General features: G+C 66.9%; 20 protein-coding genes and 1 pseudogene. 12 read left to right on the top strand and 9 right to left on the bottom strand.

Annotation, left to right across the window (positions count from 1 at the left end; translation table 11 throughout):
- Positions 1–19 precede the first annotated feature (19 nt).
- Positions 20–1630 (bottom strand): alpha/beta hydrolase, encoded by a 1611-nt coding sequence (locus NU1_RS29470; RefSeq protein ID WP_169815165.1) that lies wholly within the window; start codon positions 1628–1630, stop codon positions 20–22.
- 417 nt (positions 1631–2047) lie between these two features.
- Between NU1_RS29470 and NU1_RS29465 the strand changes: the two genes are divergently transcribed.
- The gene (locus NU1_RS29465) at positions 2048–2959 is read left to right on the top strand and encodes an LLM class F420-dependent oxidoreductase (protein ID WP_067526629.1); all 912 of its coding nucleotides are present in this window, start codon (positions 2048–2050) and stop codon (positions 2957–2959) included.
- A gap of 6 nt (positions 2960–2965) precedes the next feature.
- Positions 2966–3556 (top strand): TetR/AcrR family transcriptional regulator, encoded by a 591-nt coding sequence (locus NU1_RS29460; RefSeq protein ID WP_067526628.1) that lies wholly within the window; start codon positions 2966–2968, stop codon positions 3554–3556.
- 7 nt (positions 3557–3563) lie between these two features.
- On the opposite strand, the gene NU1_RS29455 is transcribed toward NU1_RS29460, so the two are convergent.
- Positions 3564–4526: an alpha/beta hydrolase gene (locus tag NU1_RS29455; protein WP_170264213.1), complete on the bottom strand. Its 963-nt coding sequence runs from the start codon at positions 4524–4526 to the stop codon at positions 3564–3566.
- Between the two features lie 214 nt (positions 4527–4740).
- Between NU1_RS29455 and NU1_RS29450 the strand changes: the two genes are divergently transcribed.
- Positions 4741–6870 (top strand): glycosyl hydrolase family 65 domain-containing protein, encoded by a 2130-nt coding sequence (locus NU1_RS29450; protein WP_067526626.1) that lies wholly within the window; start codon positions 4741–4743, stop codon positions 6868–6870.
- Positions 6871–6881: 11 nt separating this feature from the next.
- Entirely contained in the window at positions 6882–7559 is a 678-nt protein-coding gene (locus tag NU1_RS29445) for a universal stress protein (protein WP_067526624.1), read from the top strand.
- Between the two features lie 61 nt (positions 7560–7620).
- Here the strand turns inward: NU1_RS29445 and NU1_RS29440 are convergent, their stop codons facing one another.
- A complete protein-coding gene (locus tag NU1_RS29440; protein WP_067526620.1) occupies positions 7621–8295 on the bottom strand; it encodes an SDR family oxidoreductase in 675 nt (224 codons plus the stop codon).
- A gap of 398 nt (positions 8296–8693) precedes the next feature.
- Positions 8694–9632, bottom strand: coding sequence for an alpha/beta hydrolase (locus NU1_RS29430; RefSeq protein ID WP_067526823.1), 939 nt, complete (start codon positions 9630–9632; stop codon positions 8694–8696).
- A 258-nt stretch (positions 9633–9890) separates the two neighbouring features.
- Here NU1_RS29430 and NU1_RS29425 point away from each other — a divergent pair, with 258 nt between their 5' ends.
- From NU1_RS29425 to NU1_RS29400, 6 genes are all read left to right on the top strand, one after another.
- On the top strand, positions 9891–10946 hold the full coding sequence (locus NU1_RS29425; RefSeq protein WP_067526616.1) for an alpha/beta hydrolase: 1056 nt from the start codon (positions 9891–9893) through the stop codon (positions 10944–10946).
- 40 nt (positions 10947–10986) lie between these two features.
- Positions 10987–11499: a hypothetical protein gene (locus NU1_RS29420; protein ID WP_169815164.1), complete on the top strand. Its 513-nt coding sequence runs from the start codon at positions 10987–10989 to the stop codon at positions 11497–11499.
- Between the two features lie 236 nt (positions 11500–11735).
- Positions 11736–12911, top strand: a complete 1176-nt coding sequence (gene tuf, locus NU1_RS29415) for an elongation factor Tu (RefSeq protein WP_067526612.1) — start codon at positions 11736–11738, stop codon at positions 12909–12911.
- Positions 12912–13108: 197 nt separating this feature from the next.
- Positions 13109–13375, top strand: coding sequence for a hypothetical protein (locus NU1_RS29410; protein WP_067526610.1), 267 nt, complete (start codon positions 13109–13111; stop codon positions 13373–13375).
- Positions 13376–13774: 399 nt separating this feature from the next.
- Complete coding sequence (locus NU1_RS29405; RefSeq protein ID WP_067526608.1) at positions 13775–13990, top strand: heavy-metal-associated domain-containing protein; 216 nt, start codon at positions 13775–13777, stop codon at positions 13988–13990.
- Positions 13991–14119: 129 nt separating this feature from the next.
- On the top strand, positions 14120–15493 hold the full coding sequence (locus tag NU1_RS29400) for an MFS transporter (protein WP_067526821.1): 1374 nt from the start codon (positions 14120–14122) through the stop codon (positions 15491–15493).
- A 228-nt stretch (positions 15494–15721) separates the two neighbouring features.
- On the opposite strand, the gene NU1_RS29395 is transcribed toward NU1_RS29400, so the two are convergent.
- Together NU1_RS29395 and NU1_RS29390 are read right to left on the bottom strand one after the other, a co-directional pair.
- Entirely contained in the window at positions 15722–16114 is a 393-nt protein-coding gene (locus tag NU1_RS29395) for an acyl-CoA thioesterase (protein ID WP_067526607.1), read from the bottom strand.
- Positions 16114–16497 (bottom strand): acyl-CoA thioesterase, encoded by a 384-nt coding sequence (locus NU1_RS29390; RefSeq protein WP_212761461.1) that lies wholly within the window; start codon positions 16495–16497, stop codon positions 16114–16116. Before NU1_RS29390 ends, NU1_RS29395 begins: the two co-directional genes overlap by 1 nt.
- 272 nt (positions 16498–16769) lie before the next feature.
- On the opposite strand from NU1_RS29390, the gene NU1_RS42390 reads away from it, so the two are divergent.
- On the top strand, positions 16770–17054 hold the full coding sequence (locus NU1_RS42390; protein ID WP_169815163.1) for a helix-turn-helix domain-containing protein: 285 nt from the start codon (positions 16770–16772) through the stop codon (positions 17052–17054).
- Positions 17055–17113: 59 nt separating this feature from the next.
- Here NU1_RS42390 and NU1_RS29380 read toward each other — a convergent pair whose 3' ends face one another.
- The 3 genes from NU1_RS29380 to NU1_RS29370 form a co-directional block, all read right to left on the bottom strand.
- The gene (locus NU1_RS29380) at positions 17114–17425 is read right to left on the bottom strand and encodes a hypothetical protein (protein WP_067526602.1); all 312 of its coding nucleotides are present in this window, start codon (positions 17423–17425) and stop codon (positions 17114–17116) included.
- A gap of 103 nt (positions 17426–17528) precedes the next feature.
- Entirely contained in the window at positions 17529–17963 is a 435-nt protein-coding gene (locus tag NU1_RS29375; RefSeq protein WP_067526600.1) for a hypothetical protein, read from the bottom strand.
- A gap of 122 nt (positions 17964–18085) precedes the next feature.
- Complete coding sequence (locus tag NU1_RS29370; RefSeq protein ID WP_245720374.1) at positions 18086–18637, bottom strand: MepB family protein; 552 nt, start codon at positions 18635–18637, stop codon at positions 18086–18088.
- A gap of 176 nt (positions 18638–18813) precedes the next feature.
- On the opposite strand from NU1_RS29370, the pseudogene NU1_RS29365 reads away from it, so the two are divergent.
- Positions 18814–19404: pseudogene (locus tag NU1_RS29365) on the top strand (DoxX family protein); the annotation flags it as partial.

The raw sequence follows: 19404 nt of genomic DNA, 5'->3' as shown, positions 1-19404 counted from the left end.
CTCCGGATCTCGGCACGACCTACTGGCACACTTTGTCCCGCACCGCATTCGGGTCTTCCAGATAGCGGGCGACCTCGGTGTCGATGCAGCGGTTCTGGTCGGCGAAGACGAAGGTGTGTCCGTCGCCCTCACGAATCACCAGGGGGCTGTCCAGGTATTTCGCCATGCGTTCGGCATTGCCGATCGGGGTGGTGGGGTCGTGCCTGGTCGCGACGAACAGCAGCGGCGCCGCGTCGTCCGCGCGACTGGGTGCCGCCGGTTGTACCACGCCGGGGAACGGCCACAGGTCGCAGACGTCGAGGGGGAACTCGGCTGGGAGCGGCTGGTAGTTCTCGAAGGGAGCCGCCTCGATCAGGGCCTGCGCATCCTGTTGTCGCACAGCCCGATCCGAGGTGGGCCGGGCGGTGTCGGCGCAGGTGATGGCGGTGATCGCGTAGGGTTCGGTGGACGCCTTCGTGGCCGGCGCGTCGGCGGGCTGCTGTGGTACGGACGTACCCGACTGATCCGGGTCCTCGACGGTATGGCCATTGTCGGCCATCCGCCGGATCGCGGTGCCGTCACCGTGGCGGACGGCGTCGAGAGCCCGTAGGTACGGCACCCATCTCGACTGCCACAGTAGACCTTTGGCGGTGGCGCTGAGGATGTCCGAGGCGGTGACGGGTTTGCCGGTGGCGGCGGGCACCGGGCTGGCGTCGGCGTCGCGCAACAGCTGCTGGAATGTCGACTGGGCGCTGCCGGGGTCGCTGCCCAGTGGACAGCGCGCATGCTCCACGGCCTCGTACGCGCCGGTGCAGTAGGCGACGATGCGGTCGAACGTCTCCTGGTAACCACGTTTCTGAGCGGCGAGCATATCGTTCTGGCGCTCGGAGATATCCACTACGCCGTCGAGTACCGCCGCCCGATACCCGTGTGGGAAGCGTATGGCATACATAGCGGCGATCTGGGTGCCGTACGACGCTGCCCACAGGTTGATCCGGGGCTCTCCCAGTACGCCGCGCAGCAGATCGACATCATTGGTGGCCTCATCGGATCCGATGTGCCGCAACACATCCAGGCCCGTGCCCGCAACGCAGGAGGCCACCAGTTCCCGGTTCTTCCGCTCTTCCACATCCACCCGGTTCTCGGCCGCGGCGGCGGCGGGCGCGTGCAGATGCGGGCAGCTGATCGCGGGCGTGGACTTCCCGACACCGCGCGGGTCGTAGGCGACGATGTCGAAGTGGGACAGGACCGATTCCGGAAAGGCCATATCGACCATGGCGAGGCCGGGAAGACCGGGGCCCCCGCTGATGGCGAGGAGAGTGCCCTTCTTCACGCCCGCGGCCGGACGCCGGGTGACGGCGAGCTGAACCGTCTCGGTGTCGGTGACCGCGTGACCGCGCGCTGTCTGATAATCCAGCGGGGCGACCACCTGACCGCATACCTGTCCCGGCAGGGTCTCGCCCGGGAACCATCCGGCAGTCTCGGCGACGCCGCACGGAACCCAATCGACCGGCTGTGAATAGAACGCTTCCAATCCCGACGGCGTCTCCGCCGCCGGGCCATCCGATTTCGTTGCCGAGCAACCGCTGACAAACCATGTCGCTACCGCCAAGGGAATAGCGATGACGGCGGTAGAACGAAACGCCTTCATTACCGAGCGGCTCCAATCATGTCGTGACACGCCGAGGTTCGAGCCCTGCCGAACCCTCGGGAATTGTCCGACAGGGATACCGCGAAATGGACGTCTCCCGCCTGGTGAGCGGCGGGCCATGCGAAGGTATTCATAATGACCTGATTTCGTACGATAATTCGACTCGAAACGCCGCTACATTAGAAATCGGGTTCTCGGTAACGTGAACAACGGTGGATAAGGATTACTAGATCGCTTGCGCTCGGCGCGCCGAATTTTGGACCTTTCCAAATTAATTGGCGCGCGTGTTCTGTTTTCGAGCCGCTCGACCACGGTCGCGGCCCCGCGGTGTCAGCCATGGTGGATCCCGACGACGCCGTGCTCTCGGGGCATAGGGTGGATGACTGAACCACCACTCATCGACACGAGGAGACGCGCGTGCGGATCGGCATTTTGCTCAATGAAACGACCGGACCGGATGCCCTGAGTCGGCTCACCGACGATCTGCGGCAGGCTGTCGATGAGGGCTTCGAATCGGCCTGGTTGTCGCATATTTTCGGGATCGACGCGCTCACCGCACTCGCCGTCGCGGGCAGCCAGGTACCGGGTATCGAATTGGGCACCGCCGTGGTGCCGACCTATCCGCGGCATCCGGCCGCCATGGCTCAGCAGGCGCGCACCACGGCGCTGGCGGTCGGACGCGGACGGCTCACTCTGGGGATCGGGCTGTCGCACCAGATCGTCATCGAGAATATGTTCGGCTACGACTTCGGCCGACCCGCCCGGCATATGAAGGAATACCTGTCGGTACTGATGCCACTGCTGGAGGGCGAGTCGGTATCGTACCAGGGGGAGACCGTCAGCGCCAATCTTGGTCTGACGGTTCCCAATGAGGGCAAGGTGCCGGTCCTGGTGGCGGCGATGGGGACCCAGATGTTGAAGTTGGCCGGACGGCGGACCGATGGCACGGTGCTGTGGATGACCGGTCCGGCGACCATCCGCGAACATATCGCGCCGACCATTGCCGCCGCCGCGGCCGAGGCCGGGCGGCCCGCGCCACGGGTGGTGTGCGCGCTGCCGGTCCTGGTCACCAATGATGTCGATGGCGCCCGGGAGAAGGCGGCCAATGTGTTCGCGGCCTACGGCACGCTGCCGTCCTACCGCGCCATGATGGACCGCGAAGGGGCCGCGGGCCCGGCCGATCTGGCGATCATCGGCTCCGAGGAGCAGGTGGCCGCCCGGGTCCGGGAGGTCTTCGCCGCGGGTGCCACCGAGTTCTACGGCGTGGTGTTCGCCGGTGGGGAGGCGGGCGCGCGTACCCGTAAACTCCTTGGTGGACTGGCTGATTGAGATGTGATGGTCGATTCCGCGCGTAAGCTGCCCCGGCAGCGTCGGTCCCGGGACACGGTGGACACGCTGTTGGAGGCGGCCGCGCAGGTCTTCGGTCGGGAAGGTATGGCGGCGACCACCAATCGGATCGCCGAGCGAGCCGGAATGTCGATCGGCACGCTGTACCAGTACTTTCCGAATAAGCACGCCCTGCTGCGCACCCTCGCCGAGCGCCACCTCGCCGAGGGCGGCGCTCGGCTCGCGGTGGTGTTCGCCAATATGCGGCGGACGGAGCCGCCCTTCGAGGAGATGATGGCGGCGATCCTCGAGGTGGTAGTCGACCTGCACCGGGACCGGCCGCTGCTGCATGCGCTACTGCACCGGGTCGCGCCTCGACTGCCGGTGGAGGTGGTCGCGTTGCAGGCGTTTGAGGATCATTTGGTCGATGAGGTCGCCTTCCACCTCGAGCGGTGCGGGCGCGGCGGGGCCGACTCGGTATCGACCGCGCGGAGCCTGGTGCATACGGTCGACATTCACGTCCACCGGGTGTTGCCGCGGCACGGGCTGACCGTCGAGCAGCTCATGACGCTGGTGCGGCGGCTCGCTCCGGAATCGTGAAGGCCCGTCACGGAGCGGCTTTCGCCACCGCGTCGAGCACCTCGCGGAAGGTATCGCGCAGCTGGGTGGCGCCGGGTTCCTCGATCGGGAAGTGGCCACAGTTCTCCAGCATTACCAATCGGGTGTGGTTCGGAATACGGCGCAGGAACCGGATACTCAGTTCCGGCGGCGTCCAGCGGTCGGCGGCGGGATGGACCAGGGTCACCGGTGCGGCATCGAAATTCTCCGGGGCGGTGTGCCCGAAACTGAAGAAGTCGGCGAGTAGGCCGAGCGGCACGCTGACCCCGCCGCCCTTCGGATCGGTGGCGCACACGCGCGTCAGCTTCGGGTCGAGACTCATATTGCCCATATCGACCAGCCACCGGATCGGTACCCGTACCCGACCGAATATCGGGTCCACGGCGCGCAACAGCATCGGCGCGACCCCGCCGGTGAGCGACCAGCGTGCCGCCGCGCGGCGGGCGGCGGGATCGGCCGGATCCAGCAGACACGTCGCCACCACATGGGCGACGGCTCCGCTGCGCGCGGCCGTCTCATAGGCCAGCACCCCACCCATACTGGCCCCGAACAGCACCAGCGGCCGATCATCGAATTCTGTTTCGGCACACACGAATTCGGTGAGGAGTTCGACCCAGTCGCGATAACGCACCGACCGCGGCCGAGGTTCGACCGTATCGCCGTACAGCGGCAGATCGATCGCCATCACCTCGACCCCCTCGCGCCGCGCCACAGCCGTCAACGGCCACAGCAGTCCGGCATGGCCACCGGCCCCGTGAATGGCCAACACCCGCACCGGCGCACCGGCGTCGACGGCCCGCGCGACGTGAACCCGCCGCCCCCGCCAGGACCACCAGGTGTGGTCGGGGGCGGGGATCGGTTCGCCACGATGAGCGATGGGCAGAAACTGTGCGTATCGGAGGTAGTCCACCCGGTAAGCGTCGCCCGGCAGCAGGCGCGCCACAACTCGCATTCCCGTCCCGGCCGGCCGGCCCGGAACCCTCTCCGACCAGCGGTGATGATTGCGATCGAGTGGCGGTGGCGGGTTGCTCGCATTCCACGCCGGGTGCGCCGCTACGGACCTCGGTCGGGTGGCGGAACGGTTTGGACTGGCGATGGGGTAGCTCGAGGCGGATGGTGGAGGTGTGGCCCGCTTCGGGAACGAAATACGAGGGAGATGAACGACAATGGGGTTGTTCGACATTGCCCCGGATCCAGCGCATGATGACGACGCGTCCGCGTGGATGGGGGAGATTGCCGCCGAGGATGATGTCTGGACGGTCGGGCAGCACCCGAAGCGCCCTGCAGTCGCCGACGGGGCGGTGTTCACCGTGGGAGAGCACGGGGTGGGCGCGCGCGGAACACCGGAGGGGCCCGAATCCGATGCCGCCCCGGGAGTTCTCATCGGCGGGGTCTACGGCGGCAGCGGACCGGAACAGCAGCTGCTGGAGGGTCCGCGATGGACCGTGCTCGGTATCGACCCGCCGATCGCGGACGGTGACCGATACCTCGATCTCGCCTCCGGGGTGCTGTACCGGACCGAAACCACTGGCGGCCGAGACTTTCGCAGTCTGCGGTTCGCGTGCGCCGGTCGCCCGGGCGTGCTGGTGCTGCGTGCCGAGGCGGCGGCCGGGCGGCTCGACCCGGGGCCACCGCTGCACCCCCCGACCCCCGATCCGACCGTGCGCGCCACCGAACTCACGGTGCTGTCGCCGAGCCCGGGCACCGAGACCCGCTGCCTGCGAATCGAATCCGAGGGGGTGGGCGCGATAGCGGCGGCCGCGTCCCAGCGGCTCACCGCATCCGAGCACACCGCGCTGCTGGATCGCATCGTGGCCTGCGCCGCGGACGAGGACGACGGCGGTGCGGGCCGGGCGGTGCGGGAGCTGCGCCGCGCCTGGGAGTTGGGTGTAGACGACCTGCTGGATGAGCATCGCAAGGTGTGGGCGCGGCGCTGGTCCACCGTCGGCATCGACCTGCCGGACGATCCGGAGGTCGAACTCGGTGTGCGGTTCGCGCTGTTCCAATTGTGGTCGAATGCGGGGGCACACGGCGAATCCGCGATCGGAGCGCGCGGTATCTCCGGATCCGGCTATCGCGGGCATGTCTTCTGGGACACCGATGCTTTCGTGCTCCCGGCCATGGCGAGTATCGATCCGGCGGCCGCGGAAGCCATGATCGCCTACCGGCTGCGGCGACTGCCGGGCGCTCGGGCACGCGCGCTCGCCGACGGCCACCGCGGCGCGCGCTTCCCCTGGGAATCGGCCGCCGACGGTTTCGATGTCACCCCGCGCAGCGGATTCCTCGGCGGCACCGAGGTTCGGATTCTCACCGGGGAATTGGAGGAGCACATCACCGCCGACGTGGCCTGGGCGGCAGATCATTACGCCGAATGGTGCGGGCGACCGGATTTCACGCTCACCACCGCGCGCGAACTGCTCACCGAGACCGCGCGCTACTGGGCGTCGCGAATCCGGGTGGACGATGACGGTCACGGCCACCTCGACCGCGTGATCGGTCCCGACGAGTATCACGAAACCGTCGATGACAATGCCTTCACCAATGTGATGGCGCGCTGGAACCTGCGTCGCGCGGCACGATTGCATCCGCGAAATACCGACGAGGCAGCGGAATTCGCGCGGTGGCGTGAACTGGCCGAGCGGATTGTCGACCAGCTGCGGCCCGACGGCCGCTACGAGCAGTTCGCGGGATACTTCGACCTGGAACCGCTCACCATGGCCGAGGTCGCCCAACCACCGGTGGCCGTGGATGTACTGCTCGGTCAACAGCGGGTGGCGGGCTCGCAGCTGATCAAACAGCCCGATGTCCTGATGATGTACCAGCTGGTGCCCGAGGAGACCGCTCCCGGAACCCTTGCCGCCAATCTGGATTTCTACGGTCCGCGCACCGCCCACGGCTCCTCGCTGTCCCCGGCCAGCATGGCCGCCCTGCTGGCGCGGGCCGGTCGCCCGGACGCCGCGCTGGAGATGCTGCGGCCCGCGCTGCGGCTGGACCTGGACGACCGCACCGGCAGCACCGCCACGGGCCTGCACATGGCCACCATCGCGGGCGTGTGGCAGGCGATGCTCACCGGATTCGCGGGTGTACGGGTGCGCGACGGCGTACTGCGGGTGCGGCCGGTGCTGCCGGACAGCTGGCCGCGGTTGGGCATCGCCTTTCGCGCCCTGGGCCGCTGTATCCGACTCGATATCACCCGCGCGGGTATCGGCATTCGCGTCGACGGCCCGGTGACGGTGCAGGTGGGGGACCACGACCGACAGCGGGTTGTCGGCGAATCATGGTGGCCCACAAGGTAAGGAGAACAACGGTGAATGACATCCTGGTCCGCCCCTCGCCGGTGGCGGATGCGGTCGCCGTCGCGCTCGCGCGAACCTTCGACCTCGGGGTGCGCACCACACCCAAGGACGCCTCGAACGACGAGTTCCTCTATGCCCTCGACGATCCGGCAGCGGCCATCGGAGTCGTCAGCCTCGAATGCGCGGCCTGGGACATTATCGGATGCTGCCGTGGCCCGCTCGTACTGGTGCCCGCCGTCGCGACCATGCGCCCCGGCGGCACCCCCGGCCTGATCGACCGTGTTCTGGTGCCGCTCGACGGCACCGAGGAAGCCGTGCGCGCGGTATCGGAAACCGCGCGCCTGTTCCACCGCGCGGGCACCGAAATCATTGTGCTGCACGTCTTCGACCGCACCACCGTGCCCGCCTGCTGGGATCAGGCCGCACACGAACGCACGGCCTGGGAGACGGAATTCCGGGCCCGGTTCTGTGTGCCGCACCTACCGCACCCGCGCCCGAACCTGGTGCTGCGCAGCGGCACCCCCGGCGAGAATGTGGTCGACGTCGCGGCCCGACAAGCCGACCTTATAGTGCTCGGCTGGTCGCGGCGGCTGGATCCCGGGCACGCACACACCGTACGAACGACAATCGATACCGCCACCGTCCCGGTCATGCTGATACCCGTCGACAATGGTGGCCGCACGGAATAGTTTACGGCCGCACCACTATTCGGCCAACACGACCGGAATCTCGCGCCTCCGGGCACCCTACCTACGAACTGTGTCGGCCGGTCGTCGCGGCTACCAGGTCGGCGACTGCGTCGGCAACCGGCGTCTCGCCACCGGTGAGTTCGACGATGACGCGATTCAGGCGCGGCTCGTGCAGCGCGGCATCGATGAACGCGGCGACGTCCTCGCGACATACGGACCCGTATTCGATTGCGACGCCAGCGGTTACCCGGCCGCCGCCCCGTTTGTCGAGGAGTGTGCCGGGCCGGACGATGAGCCAGTCGAGGTCGGTACGGGTCAGGTAGACGTCGGCGGTCTTCTTGACGCGCATGTAGTGCTCGAAACCCTCGCGTGGTTCCCGGTCCCGTCCCGCCTCGGGAAATACCGAGACCAGTACGAACCGCGATACTCCGGCGAGCGCGGCCGCGTCGGCGGCCTTCTCCAGCCCCTTACCGTCGATGGCGGTGGTCTGATCCATCCCCGTACCGTGCGCACCGGCCGAGAACACCACCGCGTCATGCCCGGCCAGCTTCGTCGCCAGCTCCTCGACCGAGTCGTGAATGAGATCCCCGGCCACCGGCGTCGCACCCGACGCGCGAACGGCATCGGCCTGGTCCGGTTTGCGGTACATGCCGGTGACCTCATCCCCGCGGTCGCTGAGCAGTCGGCCGAGCGGCTGTCCGACACCCCCGGCGGCACCTATTTGGAAGACCTTCACAACCGATCACTCCTCTCCGACGCACCCGCACCGCGTCCTGCGGAGACTGCCAGATGCATGCTACCGATGACCGTGCGCCATCTCGCCCATCCGCATCGGAGCGGGCGGTTGCCTCGATGACGACGATCACCTGTATCCCGCGCTGGCGGCGGGTGCGGCCGGATTCCTGGTGAAGGACACCGCGGCGGGGGATCTACTCGCCGCGATCGGCCGCACCGTCGATGGCGATATGCTCTTCTCCCCGGCACTGGTGCGCCGCCTCGTCGATCGGGCGCTGTCGGCCGCCCGCAGGACGAACCGGCACCCGGCATCGGCCTTACGCCACGTGAACGAGAGGTGCTTGCCCTGGTCGGGCAAGGTGCCGGCTTGCTCTCTCCAGGAGGTCGCGTGTCCCTGGTTCAGGCCCCGATCGCCCGAGCCAGGTGCGGCCACGAATCGTGTAGGTCGGTTTGGAACTGGCCCCAGGTGTGCGAGCCCACCGGGCGATTGACGTAGATCGGCGGCATGCCGAGTTCGGTCAGCCGCGCGGCGAACGCTCCGGTGCACGAGCTGGCGATCGATTCGATGATCGGAGAAGGGATTCCACCCCGATCGATCCCGCCGGGGATGCCGGAGGCGGCCGAGAGGAAGACGGTTTTGCCGCTCAGCGCGGACGCCTGCAGAAACGGGTCGTGGGAGCGCCACACGGCACCGCCGGGCGTACCCCACATATTCATCGGGTTACCGCCACCACGCAGGACGACCGCACTGGCCATGGCGATACCGCGGGCATCGGAGCTCCACGGGCATCCGCTGTAGGACGCGACCGCGCTGTACACGTCGCTGGCTTGGATAGCGAGGTCGATCGCCGAACCCGCGCTCATGGATACGCCGCCGATCGCATTGCGGCCGGTGGCGCCGAACCGCGCATCGACCACACCCGGTAGTTCGCGCGTCAGGTAGGTTTGCCAGCGGTTGCGGCCGGCGATCGGATCATCGGCGATCCAATCGGTGTACAGACTGAACGCCCCGCCGGTCGGCAGCACCACATTGACATGCTTATCCGCGAAGAACTCTCGGATATCGGTGTCGTCCCACCACGAGATCCCGTCCTCACCGCCACCCGCGCCGGTGAGCAGGTACAGCGTCGGCGCGGAGCCGCCCGCCGCCCGGATGACTCGGTTGGAGATGACCCGATCCATGGCGGGGGAGTAGACGTCCACCCGCGAGATGCGATCGTCGATAGGAACTTCGGCGACCACCCTCGCCCCCGTGGGAGCCGCCGCCGCGGGCTGGACGAGAACGACGGAGGCGGCGATGGCACACGCGAGTACAGCGAAGAGCTTTCCAGCGGTCACTATTCCGTTGTACTCCGGACGATGATCTTTCCGCATCGGATACCTGCCATTTTTCGGCACCGATATCGCCTGAACCCGGTCGGCTGCCCCGCTGTGATGCACGGCATAGAACTGATAGCTAACTGTCGGCAACACATTGGCTGTTCGTGGCGATAGGTCCCTAGAGCACACGGTGCTCGTGTCCATTCCGGCGTGGGGACCGGTCTCTGTGTGTGCCTTGCTGTTTCAGCGAGCGCATGAGTGAAAGGGTCGACATCGATGCGATTGACTCGCACAGCGTCGAATTCGGCGAGACGGTTCGGTTTCCGTTGCAGAAGTGTGGTGTTGGGGCTGGTAGCGGTGCTGTCCGCGGGAATAGCGGTGGTGGGGTCGACGGCAACCGCCTCGGCGGCGTTCACTCCGGCCGCTTTCGATTTCTGGGTGGATTCCCCGGCCATGGGGCCGATCAAGACCAGGATTGTCCGCGCGGCCGACGGCAATACCAATCGGGTCGTATACGCCCTCGACGGTATGCGGGCGCGGGAGGATCTCAATGGGTGGGAGATCGAGACCAATGTCGCCGAGCTGCTGGCGAGTTGGAATATCAATGTCGTCATGCCGGTGAGCGGGCAGTCGAGCTTCTACGCCGACTGGAATGCCCCGAGCGAATTCTTCGGTGTGCCGGCGGGGACCGGGCCCGGCAATACGGGTTCCGGTGCCACGGACGCGCTGTCGGGCGGTCCGGGTAAGAGCTACCGCTACGAGTGGGAGACCTTCCTGAGCCGCGATCTGCGCTGGGCGCTGCGAGATCGGCTGGGCTTCAACCCCCACCGCAATGGCGTTTTCGGCCTTTCCATGGGCGGTAGCGCCGCGCTGACACTGGCCGCCTATCACCCGGATCAGTTCAGTTTCGCGGGTGCGTACTCCGGCTACCTGAATATCTCCGCACCCGGTATGCGCGAGGCCATTCGCGTGGCCATGCTCGACGCGGGCGGCTACAACGTGGATTCCATGGCGCCGCCGTGGGGGCCGCAGTGGTTGCGGATGGATCCGTTCGTCTTCGCGCCGAACCTGATCGCCAATGGCACTCGCCTGTGGGTGGCCGCGGCCAGCGGCCGCCCCGGCGCCACGGATGCGCCCAGCGTCGCCACGGCCAACGGGATGGCCCTTGAAGCCTTGGCGCTGGCCAATACTCGCGCCTTCCAGGTGCGGATGGCCTCCCTCGGCGGCGGCAATATCACCTACTCGTTCCCCGCATTCGGCATCCACGCCTGGAATACCTGGCAGGACGAGGCCTACCGGATGATTCCGGACCTCTCTGCCAATATTGGCTAACCCCCCGCACACGGCGTACGACAGGTCTGGACGAGGAGTTTTGACGGTGCTGGTTGTGGATATCGACGAGGAATTCGCCGTCGACTGGCTCGTGCGCGACCTGCCCGGCGCCGCGCTGCGGGGTGTGGCCCGATCGGCGGAAGCCGACCGGATCCAGCGGCAGGCTCCGGTCACCGCGAGCACATTGCACGCCAGGAACGGTCTGGTCCGCTACCGGCGGCGGCTCGAGCGCGCCGCCGGTGAGCTGGCCGCCGTCGTGGCGGTGCTGGAGCTCTCGGGCCGGGCCGGCCGACCGGAGTGGGAGCAGGAGGCGCAGGCGTACGCCGAAATCGGTTCAGCCTGTATGGATCTGGCGTACCAGCTCGAACACCGGCTGCTGTCCAGAGGCGAACAGGCGGGGCGGTGTGCGGTGCGGCTGGTGCAGACCGCCCACCGGCTCGACGCCTTCCTACGCCCGGGTGCGGTCGCCGCGGCGGTGCAGCAGACCTACTGCACGCTGTTCGATACCGCCGTATTCGAAGGGCGCGGACGCCTCCTGCCCGCCTACGACTAGCACCCGAAAATGGCTGGCGCTCAGAGGTGCCGGTCGGGCACGCTATTGCTCATGTTCACGCACGCCATCGCCGCAACACCCGCAGTCGCGGGTGCGATGGCCGCTGCGCTGGTGGTCTCCGCATTCGACGGCGCACGACGCTGACCTTCGCCGGGATGTCCCGGGACCTCAGACGGCGAAGGTCTGCTCGCTGCTGAGGTTCCCTCGAATCACGACTCCCGGACGGAGAATTCATCATGGCCAAGCAGGCCTTCGTTCGTACCAAGCCGCACCTGAACATCGGCACCATGGGACATGTCGACCACGGCAAGACCACCTTGACCGCCGCCATTACCAAGGTGCTCGCCGAGCGCGATGGTGGCACCTTCGTGCCGTTCGATCGCATCGACCGGGCTCCGGAGGAGATCGCGCGGGGTATCACCATCAATATCGCGCACGTCGAATACGAAACGGCCACACGGCATTACGCGCACGTGGATATGCCGGGGCACGCCGACTTCGTGAAGAATATGATCACCGGGGCCGCGCAGCTGGACGGCGCGATTCTGGTGGTGTCGGCGCTCGACGGCGTCATGCCGCAGACGGCGGAGCACGTGCTGCTGGCCCGGCAGGTCGGGGTCGAGCACATTGTGGTCGCCCTCAACAAGGCCGATGCCGGAGACGGCGAGCTGCTGGAGCTGGTCGAGCTGGAAGTGCGGGAGCTGCTGTCCGCCAACGGGTACGACGGTAGCGGACTGCCGGTCGTGCCGGTGTCGGGGCTGCGTGCGCTCGACGGCGATCCGCGGTGGGCACAGGCGCTGCTGGGGCTGCTCGACGCCGTCGACACCCATGTGCCGATGCCGGTGCGCTACACCGACGCGTCGTTCCTCATGCCGGTCGAGAACGTGCTCACCATTACCGGTCGCGGCACCGTCGTGACGGGGGCCATCGAGCGTGGGCGCGTGCGGATGGGCGATCGAGTGGCGGTGCTCGGGTACGGCGACAGCGTCGAATCGGTGGTCACCGGTGTCGAAACCTTCGGCCGCACCATGGAATCGGCGGAGGCCGGGGACAATGTGGCGTTGCTGCTGCGCGGTGTGCAGCGTGGGCAGGTGCGGCGCGGACAGGTCGTCGCGGCGCTCGGCAGCATCGCCGTGCACACCGAATTCACCGCCCGCGTGCATTTGCTCACCGCGGCCCAGGGTGGGCGGCGCACTCCCATCGTCACCGGATACCGGCCGCAGTTCTACCTGCGCACCGGTGATGTGGTCGGCGATGTGGTGCTGCCGGAGGGGCGGGCGCGGCCGGGGGAGACCGTCGAGATGGCGGTCACCCTGGGTCGTCCGGTCCCGCTCGAGCCCGGTCTCGGCTTCGCCATCCGGGAAGGTAGTCGGACCGTGGCGGCGGGCACGGTCCTGACCGTGAGCGAGTAGCGAAGTCGGTTCCCGGCTCCGAGTCGACGTGCTCGGGGCCGGGAATCCGGTGGTTGCGGAAGCACTCCGGGCCGTATGCTGCCGGGTTGCCGCGACCGGGTTGATCGCTGGGTCCAGGCGTTCGGTACGGTCGCTGAGCAGGTCAAATCGACTGCCTGGCAGGAAAACTGCCTAAACCGCGCGTATCAGGAGGATGAATGCGATCCATCAAAGTCGGCGTTGTCGCCGTGGCGCTGGCCGCCGCAACCGTGGCCGGAACAGGTGCGGCGTATGCCGATGAGCCCGCCCCCGAGGGGGCCGATGAAACCATCTCGATCGATATCAACCTGCTGGGATGCTCCCTCGGCGCCGGACTCGGCGTGGACCTGTTGACCGCCCTCGGCGCGGGGAACGGCTCCAGCGCCACCGTTTCTTCCGGATTGGTGGCACGCCTGCGCGCCGCCGGCTGCCTGCCCTGGAAGTGATCAACCCCACGATCACCCGAATGCCGCAGAAATAGGCAGCTAGGGGACACCGCGGAACAGGCCCGATGGTCAGGGGCTGGCGGCGGGAACGGGACGCAACCAGCCAGCTGGGCTATCGGGTCCTGCGCGCAACATCCCCCGTCATCCGGTGTGCTCTTGGCCGGAATCCACACCTGGTGAGTAAGTGCATCTCGGTCGAAAGCGTGCCGGGATGACGGGAGCCGCGCCGACGACACGGCTGCCATCTCAGTAGATCCGCTGATTCGCAGTCCTGATTCTGGATCTCGACGTGGGAAAACTCGATTCTTCAGATACCCATAGGGGGTAGGGGTTTACTTTCGGTCACGGTCGTCGTATTGTTCTCGCCGGGAAGTCCCCTACCGCATACGGAGGAACGAAATGAGCAGCAACGCCAGCGTCAGCACCTACACGGTTTCCGGGATGTCCTGTGGCAGCTGTGTCGGGAAGGTCAAGGCCGGGATCGGCGAGCTGTCCGGTGTCGACGGCGTGGATATCGACCTCGCCACCGGCCGGGTGACCGTCACCGGCGCCATCGACGATGCCGCGATCCGCGACACCGTCGAAAATCTCGGCTTCGCACTCGTCCAAGCCTGACGCCACTCCCCGCGACCGCGTCACCGGGATATTCCCGGTGACGCGGTGACCGATCGAGGGATATCGGCGCGTCCGGACGAGGGAAGTCACTCGCAGCCGCACCACCAGCAGGACCAGAAGGACAACCCGATGATCACCTCATTGTTCAAGAACCGCGACTACCTGCGGTTGTTCACCGCCCAGGTATCCGCCCTATTCGGTACCGGACTGACCACCGTCGCATTGGGCCTGCTCGCCTACGAATTCGCCGGAGCCGACGCGACCGCGGTTCTCGGCACCGCGCTGACGATCAAGATGCTGGTCTACGTCACGGTCGCGCCGATTGTGGCCGCCTATGTCGACCGGTTCCCGCGAAGGCTATTCCTGTTCGGGCTCAATGTGATTCGAGCCGCCGTGGTCTTGGCGCTACCGTTTATCGATCAGGTCTGGCACATCTACGTGCTGATCGCGGTGCTGCAAACCGCCTCCGCCGCGTTCACTCCCACCTATCAGGCCATCATTCCCGACATCCTGCCCGATGAGCGCGAGTACACCCGGGCGTTGTCGGCCGCGCAATTGGCCGCGACCATGGAGACGCTGCTGAGCCCGATGCTGGCCGCGGCGGCGCTCCTGCTCATCAGCTTCCACTGGCTGTTCGTCGGTACGGCAATCGGATTCGCCGTTTCGGCCGTCCTGGTGGTCACGACCCGCATCCCGAATGCCGGTGCCGCGGCCGAGGGGTCGTTCCGGGAGCGGATCGCGGTGGGTATGCGAATCTTCGCCGCCACGCCCCGATTGCGCGGACTGCTCGGCCTCAACCTGGTGGTCGCGGCCGCCGGTTCGGTGATCATGGTCAATACCGTCAACTATGTGCGCGATACGCTCGGTGGCACGCAGACCGGGGTGGCAATGCTCTTGGCCGCCAACGGGTTCGGCACCATGATCAGCGCGCTGTCGCTGCCGCGGGTGCTCGATCGCATCGGTGCCCGGCCGGTAATGCTGGGCGGGGCCGCCACTCTCGTCACCGGGCTGGTATCGGCTATCGCGCTCTCGGTCGCTCCCGTCGGGAGCTGGAGCTGGGCTGCCGCGATCGCGGTGTGGGCCGTGGTCGGTGCGGGCACCGCGGCGGTGCTCACCCCGATCGGTCAGGTTCTGCGCCGCTCCTCGCACGCCGCCGACCGGCCCGCGCTGTTCGCCGCCCAGTTCTCGCTCTCGCACCTGGCCTGGCTGATCACCTACCCGATCGCCGGGTGGCTGACCGCCGCTGCCGGTTTCACCATCACACTGGTGACCCTCACGGCAATCGCCGGTGTCGGAATCGCCGTGGCACTGCGGATGTGGCCCCGGTACGACCCGGAGGTCCTGACGCACCTGCACGAGGTCGGCACCATCGATCCGATCCGGTTGGCCGATGCCGTCCGCGTGAGTGACCGTCTTTACCAGCACACCCACCCGTACATCATCGACGCCGAACACCGGCGCTGGCCGCGACAGGAGGTTCGGGAACTCGCTGCGGTCGCGTGAACTGTCCGTCGACTGGAGAAATGTCGCGAAAAGTGAACGGCCCCCGGGCATTGTGCCGGGGGCCGTTGCGCGTACCGGTATCCAGCGGCGTCTCATGTCGAGGCGCACTCAGCTGTATCGAGGCCTCTTGCTGGGACGGCAACGCACTGCCGCTCCTGCCCTGTCATCCCCCCGGGCGGCACGGTCACCGGAATGACGAGGTGGTCGGGCGACAAGGCGACGTCGAGCTCAGTGGTTTCGTGGCGCGGACAGGCTCGTGAGGTAGTCGCGCTCGGCGGTGCTGAGCGGGCGGGGTGCGCTCTCGTCCACCGCCACCAGCGTGCACGTGGCCGCGAGATACACGTACCGGTCATCGCGCACCTCGTGGATCAGAGTGAAGGAGGTGGTGCCGATGCGGTCCAGGGTGGAGGTCACGGTCACCGGTTCGGGCCGGAAGACCAGCGGCATGCGATAGGTGAGCCGCTGGTTGGCGACCACGACTCGCCATGGGGCGGGGGGTGTTTCGTGGCGCGTGAGGAGGTCGGCGCGGGCCTCGTCGAGGTACTGGGCGAAGACCACATTGTTCAGGTGCTGCAATGCGTCCATATCGGTGCGGCGCAGCTGGATAGCGTAGGTGTGCATCAGACGCTCAGCTCTTCGAGCATGTCGCGCTCGCTGTCCTGGAGTGGTCGGGAACGTTGTGCGCCGGTGTCGAAGGCGACCATGGTGCAGCTGGCCGTCGAGTAGAGCACATCCTCGTCGCGGATCTCCTGCATCAGCGTGAAGGATGATCCGCCCACCTTGGTCGCCCAGGTCTCCACCCGCACCGCATGTGCCCGATACCGCAGCGGCGTCAGGTAGTCGATATCCATCTGCGCTACCACGCAGGATCCGGTGAACCCACGCGACCGGAACAGGTCGATCCGGGTTTCCTCCAGGTAGCGGAGATGGGCGGCATTGTGCACATGACCGTCGGTGTCCATATCGGACCAGCGCAGGGGGCAGAGATAAAGGTGTCGAGCCACCCGGCATTCATACCAAGCCGGTTCCGGACCGATCCAGTAGGGCGGGTGGGGTGATGCTGATGGTTAACGGCACGCCGAACCTCGGCTCATGCTCGGGATCCGCGCGGACTCATGGCAACCTTTCTCGTGCTCCAGTGGGACTTGCATCGACAGAACGAGGAGGGTCCATGGCGAAAATGGGCAGGCGGAAGCGATCGAGACTAATCACCCAGGCTCTGCTGGCTTCCGGGGGAGCTCAACCGAAACCAGCTGTTGTACGCGAAACTCCGGTATTGCCATCCGATAACTCAGCCGCACCTTTGGAACACCCTGATATCAAGGCCCTGGCGGACCGCGTCAAGGAACGCCGACGCGAGAAGGGCTGGACGCAAGCCGATGTCGCTCGCAACGGCGGTCCCTCCGCCGGTGTGATCAGCCAGATCGAACGCGCCCTCACCGAGTCGCCCGCCGCGGATACGTTGGCCAAGCTCGACACGGCGCTGGAATGGCCCGCGGATACCTGCGACGCCATCCTGCGTGGCAACGTGCCCGCCGAACTCGCGAGCACTACGCGCTGATGGCGAACAAGAGCAGGTCAGAACGGGAGCCGCTGTTCTGACCTGCTTGTCGTTTCCGGTCAGGCGCGACGATCGACCGCCGCCCAGGCGGCCAGCGCGACAACACCGGATACGACCGCCACCGACGGCCACGATCCGATCTTCTTCGCCAATGGATGCGACGCACCCATCGCGCCGATCGACAACCCGGTCAGTGCCGCGGCCCCACCGGTTCCCACCGTCTCGCGCCACCGCGGAAACGCCGCCGCCGTCCCCGCCGCGAACACCACTCCACCCAACTGCCGCTTCTTGGTGGCCTGCGCGAGAGCGAAGCCACCGGTGAGTCCACCGGCCGCCAGCAGCGCAGTCGGTACCGCGGGAATCCGAGCCATATCTACCTCCAACAGACAGCAATACGAACACCTCGACAGTAACCGGAGAAGTGACCGCCGGTTTACTCAGCCTGTGACCGACCGAGTTTCGCACCGAAGCAGTTCACGCTCGGGTGACGAGCAGGTCTACCCGATAGGCATCCGGGGCAACGTCTTTCGAGCCCCACGGCGAGGGCTCCAGGTCAACCAGTCGGATGTGATAGCCCTCGACCGTCACCGCGGTGGTGAACTGGGGATTCGAATGCAGCTCATGCTCGGATTCCGCATTCTCGACAGTCACCGTCACGACAACGGCCGCGTCGCCCGGCCACACACAATCGACGTCCACCGGGCACCGACTGTCCTCCGTCACTTCGCGAAACAGGACCTGAACGCGGTCGCTATCGATATGTCCGGTGCTACCGGGCGCTAGCGTGAACTCCGCACCGAGCTCCGCGTTCACCGACTTCGGCGGTGGATCGCCATGCGCACCACACCCCGCCGCCAGCACGACCAGCACCGCCAGAATTCCCCACCGCGCAATCCGCAAGGCGCTCATGCCAACCGATCATCCCACCCGGTCGGCTCGGTCGCCGCTCCGACGAACACAGCGTCCCGAATGTTCCCCCGACGCCGAACATTCGGCGGGCGCGCGGTTCCGGGATATCGGTAGCCCACGCTTCAGGAGTGGTAGAGCGCTCGGGCGCGGGCAGTGTCGACGGGTTGGTGTAGGTCCAGGAAATAGTTCAGTTGCCAGGTTTGGGTGCGGTCGGCTTGGCGGCTGGTGGTGGTCACCCAGGGTGGGTAGACGCGGAACGCGCGTTTGCCGCCGGAGCCGTTCGTCGACAGGACGCCCTGGTGGCGGAGGGCGGCGGCGGGAAAGACGAATTGGCCGAAGTGCTGGTCTTCGCGGGTGCTGATGACGAAGAGGTCGATCGGGTCGGTGGTGTCGAACGGAGCTATCGGGCCGGCCGCGGACCGCTTCCATACGGTGACGAATTGGCCGACCTTGGTGGGGGTGGTTCTGGCCACGCGGAAGCGGACGCCGCGGCCGTCGAGAGTGAATTCATGGGCGGCGTAGGCGGCGCTCTCGGGTTCGGCGATCGGCTGGGTGCAGACGAAGCCGCAGGGATCGTAGACGAGTGCTTTCGCGGCGCGGAGATCACCGGGAGCCGCCGTGGTGTCGGACCAAGGGGTCGGGCGGAGATCGGATACGTCGTGGCTCGGTGTCACCCGATCCACCTTGTCACAGGCGGGAGATTCGCAGTGACGGGGTGTGCCGTTGTGTTGCCGGTGTTTTCGGGGGCCGAGGAACCTGGGGCAGAGGTTCTGCCGGATTTCGCGGTGGGTGCTCGCGCAATACCGTCTGCTCCCGGCGGGTTCCATGCCGTGGGGCCGGGGAGGGAGATGTGGTGGAGCCGAGCGTCCCTGCCGAACGGTGGCATCCGATTACTCGGGTGCTGTTTCGATTCGGGTTCGTGTATTTGGGTGTCGGTACGGCGGGGCAATGGTTGGTTCTCGCGCTGCTGCGAACCTTCGGAGCTCCTCATGAGTGGGTGGTCGCCACGTGGAAGTGGTGGGCGCTGTACCCGCTGAACGACTGGGTGGCCGAACGGGTTTTCGGTATCGAGACCGCGTTGAGTTATGCGGAGACCGGCAGCGGGGACACCGTGGCCCACTGGGTGTCGACGTTCACCTGGTTGGTGGTGTCGGTGCTGATTGCCGCGGTGTGGTCGGTACTCGATCGACGGCGGTGGGAGTACGTGCGGCTGCACGGCTGGTTGCGGCTGGTGGTGCGGTTCGCGCTGGTGGCGTCCCTACTGCTGTACGGGGTCATCAAGGTGCTGCCGTCGCAGATGACATTCGCGCTGTATCGGCTGGTGCAACCGTTCGGGGATATGAGCCCGATGTCGGTGTTGTGGTCGCAGACCGCGGCGTCCGAACCGTATGAGATCGTGCTGGGCTGTGCCGAGGTCGCTGCGGCACTACTGCTGCTCGTG

The organism is Nocardia uniformis NBRC 13702 (genome assembly GCF_001613345.1).
Classification (GTDB): domain Bacteria; phylum Actinomycetota; class Actinomycetes; order Mycobacteriales; family Mycobacteriaceae; genus Nocardia; species Nocardia uniformis.
This window is presented reverse-complemented; position numbering and strand designations above follow the sequence as displayed.